The sequence below is a fragment of the uncultured Adlercreutzia sp. genome (assembly GCA_910585575.1).
GTDB lineage: Bacteria > Actinomycetota > Coriobacteriia > Coriobacteriales > Eggerthellaceae > Adlercreutzia.
The window spans coordinates 1-5,015 of sequence record CAJUFS010000064.1; the positions used below are offsets into that span (position 1 = coordinate 1).

7 protein-coding genes (1 of these 7 running past the window's edge) are annotated in these 5,015 nt (G+C 65.9%); all 7 read right to left on the minus strand.

The features are described from left to right. Positions 1 to 304: 304 nt before the first annotated feature. The gene (locus tag QZ307_RS08670; RefSeq protein WP_275206647.1) at positions 305 to 757 is read right to left on the minus strand and encodes a TlpA disulfide reductase family protein; all 453 of its coding nucleotides are present in this window, start codon (positions 755 to 757) and stop codon (positions 305 to 307) included. Positions 758 to 767: 10 nt separating this feature from the next. Further along, the gene (locus QZ307_RS08675; protein ID WP_206604143.1) at positions 768 to 1,724 is read right to left on the minus strand and encodes a 4Fe-4S binding protein; all 957 of its coding nucleotides are present in this window, start codon (positions 1,722 to 1,724) and stop codon (positions 768 to 770) included. Beyond that, the gene (locus QZ307_RS08680; protein WP_206604142.1) at positions 1,711 to 1,842 is read right to left on the minus strand and encodes a CD1871A family CXXC motif-containing protein; all 132 of its coding nucleotides are present in this window, start codon (positions 1,840 to 1,842) and stop codon (positions 1,711 to 1,713) included. The genes QZ307_RS08675 and QZ307_RS08680 overlap by 14 nt, the downstream gene beginning before the upstream one ends. Before the next feature lie 5 nt (positions 1,843 to 1,847). Further along, positions 1,848 to 2,558, minus strand: a complete 711-nt coding sequence (locus tag QZ307_RS08685) for a hypothetical protein (protein ID WP_114548787.1) — start codon at positions 2,556 to 2,558, stop codon at positions 1,848 to 1,850. A 67-nt stretch (positions 2,559 to 2,625) separates the two neighbouring features. Beyond that, the gene (locus tag QZ307_RS08690) at positions 2,626 to 3,750 is read right to left on the minus strand and encodes a HAMP domain-containing sensor histidine kinase (protein WP_295998716.1); all 1,125 of its coding nucleotides are present in this window, start codon (positions 3,748 to 3,750) and stop codon (positions 2,626 to 2,628) included. Further along, positions 3,747 to 4,412: a response regulator transcription factor gene (locus tag QZ307_RS08695; RefSeq protein WP_114548785.1), complete on the minus strand. Its 666-nt coding sequence runs from the start codon at positions 4,410 to 4,412 to the stop codon at positions 3,747 to 3,749. The genes QZ307_RS08690 and QZ307_RS08695 overlap by 4 nt, the downstream gene beginning before the upstream one ends. A 108-nt stretch (positions 4,413 to 4,520) precedes the next feature. Beyond that, a protein-coding gene (locus QZ307_RS08700; RefSeq protein ID WP_295998720.1) for a DUF5685 family protein crosses the window boundary here: on the minus strand, positions 4,521 to 5,015 show its 3' portion. 243 nt of this gene lie beyond the right edge of the window; 495 of the gene's 738 nt are visible here — the last part of the coding sequence; the start codon falls outside the window, past its right edge; it ends in the stop codon at positions 4,521 to 4,523.

Here is a 5,015-nt window from a genome sequence, read left to right on the forward strand (position 1 = left end):
CCCCGAGGCGGCTTGGGACGAGTTTGTGGCCGAGCACGCCCGTCAGTGGATGCCCCAGTTCGCCGCGGCCGTGCAGGAGGAGTCGCGCGTTCCCTTCTACGCCACGGCTGCCAGCCTGCTCGCGGCGTTCATCGGGTAGAAACGCGCGAAAACCTGATCATGCCAAGGGCCCGCGTCTTCCAAGACGCGGGCCCTTCTGCGCCTCGCCGCCTCTTCGGCGGGGCCGGGGCTGCGCACCCGTGCGCGCATGCTGCCCTCCGCGGGCTGCGGACGCGTACGCCGTCCCCGGCTGTGGGCGCGCATTCTAGGAGCGGGCTCGCTCGATGCGCTCTCTCACGGTCTGCTCCTGCGCCTTCACGTTGCCGATGATGGGCGCGCCGATGATGTTGCCCTCGCGATCGACGATGTAGGTGGTGGGGTATCCCGTGAGCCCTTTGACGAAGTCCTGGTAAAAGCTGCTCTCGGGGCTCGGCGAGATATTGGCGTAGGTCACGCCCTTCTCGTGGAGGATGTCGCGGGCGCAGGCAAGCTGCTCGTCGCTTTCGCCCGAGTCGGCCGCCACGCCGATGAGGTTCACGTTCTCCGTCTTGAACTGCTGGTACATCTCCTCGAGCTCGGGCATTTCGGCGATGCAGGTGCCGCAGCCGTTGTTCCAGAAGTTGACGATGGTCGCGTCCCAGTCGCCGAACACGTCGCTGCCGATGCTCTCGCCGTCGGTGTCCACGGCGGAAAACTCCGGGAAAGGGGTCTTCGACACGAGCTCGCCGTCAGGGGAGCTGCACCCGGCTAGCAGAGCCGCTCCCAGCAGGGCCGCCGCTGCGAGGGTCGCTATTCTTCTCAACATGATCGTTCTCCTTTGTCTCGGTTCGGTTCATCAGGGGAAATGAGAGGGAAATTGCCCGGGTGGGGCAGGTGCGCACGCAATCGCCGCACCGGATGCACTCGGTGTGATTCGGTGTGCGAAACGCTTCAACGTCCATCTTGCAGGTGCGGCTGCAGGTGCCGCAGGAGGTGCACGCGCGGGCGTCTACGTGGAGCCGGCAGGCCGATACCTTGTTGAAGGGAGCGTAGAACGCCCCCAGGGGGCACAGCCATTTGCAGAACGGCCGGTAGAAGAACACTGCCAACGTCACAATGCCCAGAAGCAGGCAGGTCTTCCCCGTGAAAAGGGGTCCCAGGCTGGCGCGGATACCCTCGTCGGCGATGGCGAGGGGGATACCGCCTTCCAGAATGCCGGCCGGGCAGAGGTACTTGCAGAAGAAGGGATCGCCCAGGCCGACCTCGTTGACGATGGTCAAGGGGGCCACGATGACGAACGCCGCGAGGATGACGTACTTGAGGTAGGTCAGAACGCGAAGGCGCCGGGTGCTGAACTTTCGCGACGGCACCTTGTGCAGCAGCTCCTGGAACCAGCCGAAGGGGCAGAGAAACCCGCACACCACCCGTCCCAGCAGCGCACCGATGAATATCATGACGCCCAGCACGTAGTACGCGACATGGAACTTCGGCGATCCCAGGGTAGCCTGCAGCGCACCGATGGGGCACGAACCGGCCGCAGCGGGGCACGAGTAGCAGTTCAGCCCCGGCACGCACAGTGCCTTCAGTTCGCCTTTGTATATGGTGCCCGCGAAGAAGTTCGCGATGAAGGGGTTGGCAGCCAGCGCCGCGAGCAGTTGGATCTTCCACCGGCTGATGCGTCCCCTGCTCGTGCTACCCAATGCCAACGCACTCCAAGCACAGGTTGGTTCCCTTGGAGAGCACAGTGGCAACCTCGCCGCGCGCGGCTCCTGCGGCCACCATGACCAGGGCGAGCGCCAAAAGGCAGACCGTCGCTTTCCTCATGGCAATCAGGCCCCCAGGGTGACGACGGCCGCCTCGCCGTTTTGGGCATCTGCTTCGTCGGCTGCCGCGCCCTCGCCCGCGCCTTGGAGGTCGCGGGAGATTTCCGCGAACGAGGCCGCCGACTCCTCGATGTCGGATGCTGGAAGGCCCGTGCACCATGCGGAGATCACCGCTCCGTCAACGTACCACACGCCGGTAGCCGGGCCGGCCTCGGCCATTTCGGCGCTCTCTCCGAGGGCCGCGCGCAGCTCGTCGTTGTAGACGATGACGGGGAAGGGCGCGCCGTCGAACAGCTCGCTTCCCTGGTCGCCCCGCGCGCACACCACGATGCTGGCGCCGTTTTGCCGCACCGCGTCGCTGGCAGCTGCCAGCTCGCGGAAGAACGCGCGTCCCTCTTCGGCCTCGGGATCGATAAAGGTGAGGAAGGTCACGCCCTGGATGTCGCCCTTCGCGAAGGCGCCTCCCTCGACGGTTTCCGTGCTGAAGTCGGCCAGGGCATCGTCGGTCACCTTGTCGTCGGCGGCCACGCTGTGCTCCTCCAGATAGGCATCCGCCCATTCCTGGGTCACCCAGCCCTTGTCGAGCGCGTCCTCGAGGGTCACGTTGCCCTCGGCGACGGCTTTCTCCACCTCGTCGAGGGTCGGCGTCTGCGGCGCGCAGGCGGCAAGGACGAGGGCGCATGCCGCGGCCGCGATAATAATGGCGAATCGTTTCACGGGTAAGTACTCCTTTGCTTCTCGAACGTGCGCTCGGGAGCATACCGTGAGCCGTATAAAGCTGGTGTTAAGCAGGAAAGCTCACCTGGAAGATGCTGCCGCGCGGCGTGTGGGGAAGCACGCGGATGCTGGCCCCGTGGCGTTCCAGGATCTTCTTGCAAAGGGCCAGGCCGAGCCCGTTTCCGCCCGTAAGGTGGCTGCGCGACGCATCGACGCGGAAGAACGGCTCGAAAATGGCCTCGCGAAGCTCTTCGGGAACGCCGCACCCTTCGTCGGCGAAGGAGACGGTCGTGCATTCCCCGTCGGTGCCGACGGCCACGTCGATGGCGGTGCCCGCGGGGCTGTACTTGATCGCGTTCTCCAGCAGGTTGTAGAACACCCGCTCGAGAAGGCCGTCTTGGCCTCGGACGACGGCTTGCGTTTCCTGTACCCGCACCGCGATGCACTTCTCGTCTGCCAGGGCGGCGAGCTCGTCGGCCACATCGCTCAGCAGCGGGGCCAGCGGCACGGGCTCGGCAGATTCCAGCGGCACATCGCGGCTGAACAGGAGCAGGTCTTCCACCAAATCGGTCAGGCGCCGTATCTGGGCCTGAAGGTTGACGATGAAGATGCGCGTCTCGTCGTCGAGGTGCGGCGACAGCGCGAAAACGTCCACCTTCGTCTGCAGGACGGCGAGGGGCGTGCGCAACTCGTGAGCGGCGTCAGCGGAGAACTGCCGCTGCAGCGCGAAGGAGCGCTGGAGCTGCGCGAGCAGCTGGTTGAACGACAGCGTGAGGTCGCGAATCTCGTCGGCGCTGCGCGGCACGGGAAGGGGCTGCGCGAAGTTGCCGGCATCGCGGCTCTTCACTTCCTCGGACAGGCGGCGCAGCGGCTTTTGCACATAGCTCGCCGCGAAGTACGCGCCCACGCTTCCCGCAAGCACGATGAGCACGGTGGCCAGCGTCGTCTCCCGGCGGAAGGCGTCGTAGAGCAGCTGCCCTCCCGCGGGAGCCGCCTCGCTTGCCGGCTCGGTGAGCGCCGCCGGCTCGCCGCCTGCGACGGTGTCTTCGGCGACGATGCTGGGCTCGAGCGTAACCGCGTCGATCATCCGATTGGCGGAGTAGTGCGCCACCACGGTCAGGGCGGTGCAGGAGACGATCAGGAACAGGCTGGCGGCAATGGTGAACCGCGCCCGCAGCGACAGGCTTCTCATGACAGAAGGTACCCCTCTCCGATTTTCGTGCGAATGGGGTCGGCGCCGAGCGCTGCCTTGAGCTTCTTGCGCAACGCCGACAGGTGCACGCGCACCGAGTTGCTGAACGGATTCGCGTCCCCGTCCCACACATGATCGACGATGTCCTGCTGGGTGACGAGGCGCCCTTGGTTGAGCAGGAAGTACTCGAGGATGCCCATCTCCTTCGCGGTAAGGGGCAAAGGCTCGCCGCAGACGTTGGCCTGGCGTTTCAAAGTGTCCAGCGAGAGATCACGGTAGGTCAGGGTGGTCGTTTGCTGCACGAACTGCCGGTTGATGAGCACGCGGATGCGTGCCTCGAGTTCCTCGAAGTGGAAGGGCTTGGTCAGGTAGTCGCTCGCGCCGAGCGCGAAGCCCGAGAGCTTGGTCTCGAGGTGGTGGTTCGCCGACAGGATGAGGGCCTTTGCCTGCGGTTTGACGGCTCTGAGCTCGGATAGGACGCGCAGTCCGTCCATGCCGGGCAGGTTGAGGTCGAGCACGACGAGATCGTAGTCCTCGTCGAGGGCCCGCTGGAGCCCCTCGGCGCCGTCGGCGGCCTCGTCCACAGCGTAGCCTTTCAAGGCCAGCCCTCGGGCGAGATCGTGCAGAAGCTCGGGTTCGTCTTCGATCAGGAGAATGCGCATGGGTTGCCTTCGAAACGATCGGTGTGGGCGGAATGCAGCGCTTCCTCAGTCGCGCCGTGCCCATTGTGACAGATGAGGAAGGGGTTTGGAAGCGCCAGCCGGGCGGCTTTAGGGCGTGTACGTCCGATTGAACTGCGCCCACACGCCCGAGTACAAGATAGCGTCCATGAGATGGGCGTCCTGCACGAGGGGCAGGCGCTCGTAGGCCTCGGCGGTATCGGCGGCGGCCAGGGCCAGTGTGGTGCGCATGGTCTCGGGCGTGGCGCCGAGTATCACGAAGGGGTTGTAGCTGCCCGAGGCCGCGTCGTCGGCGAAGTCCACGGCGGCGTCCATCAGGTAGACGAAGCGACCGAGGGCGCGCCCGAAAGCTTCCATGGCGCCGGCCCAGTAGCCCTGGCCGTGGGCGAACAGCGCGCCCAGGAGCACGCCGAACTCGTTGGCGGCCGCGTCCGGTGAGACAGTTTCCGAGGCTGTCTCACCTTCGATCGCGCGAATCTTTCCCATGCCTTTCTCGATGGCGGTGCACTCCTCGGGGATGCGCTCCTGGGCCTTGCGGTAGGCGCTTTGCAGGGCGGCGCGGCCAGCGCGGGCCGTGCGGGAGTT

Bases quoted from the DNA above. Each gene is read 5' to 3' on its own strand.
- QZ307_RS08680 (WP_206604142.1), bottom strand. From the start codon at position 1,842: ATGAGGAAAGCGACGGTCTGCCTTTTGGCGCTCGCCCTGGTCATGGTG.
- QZ307_RS08695 (WP_114548785.1), bottom strand. From the start codon at position 4,412: ATGCGCATTCTCCTGATCGAAGACGAACCCGAGCTTCTGCACGATCTC.
- QZ307_RS08690 (WP_295998716.1), bottom strand. From the start codon at position 3,750: ATGAGAAGCCTGTCGCTGCGGGCGCGGTTCACCATTGCCGCCAGCCTG.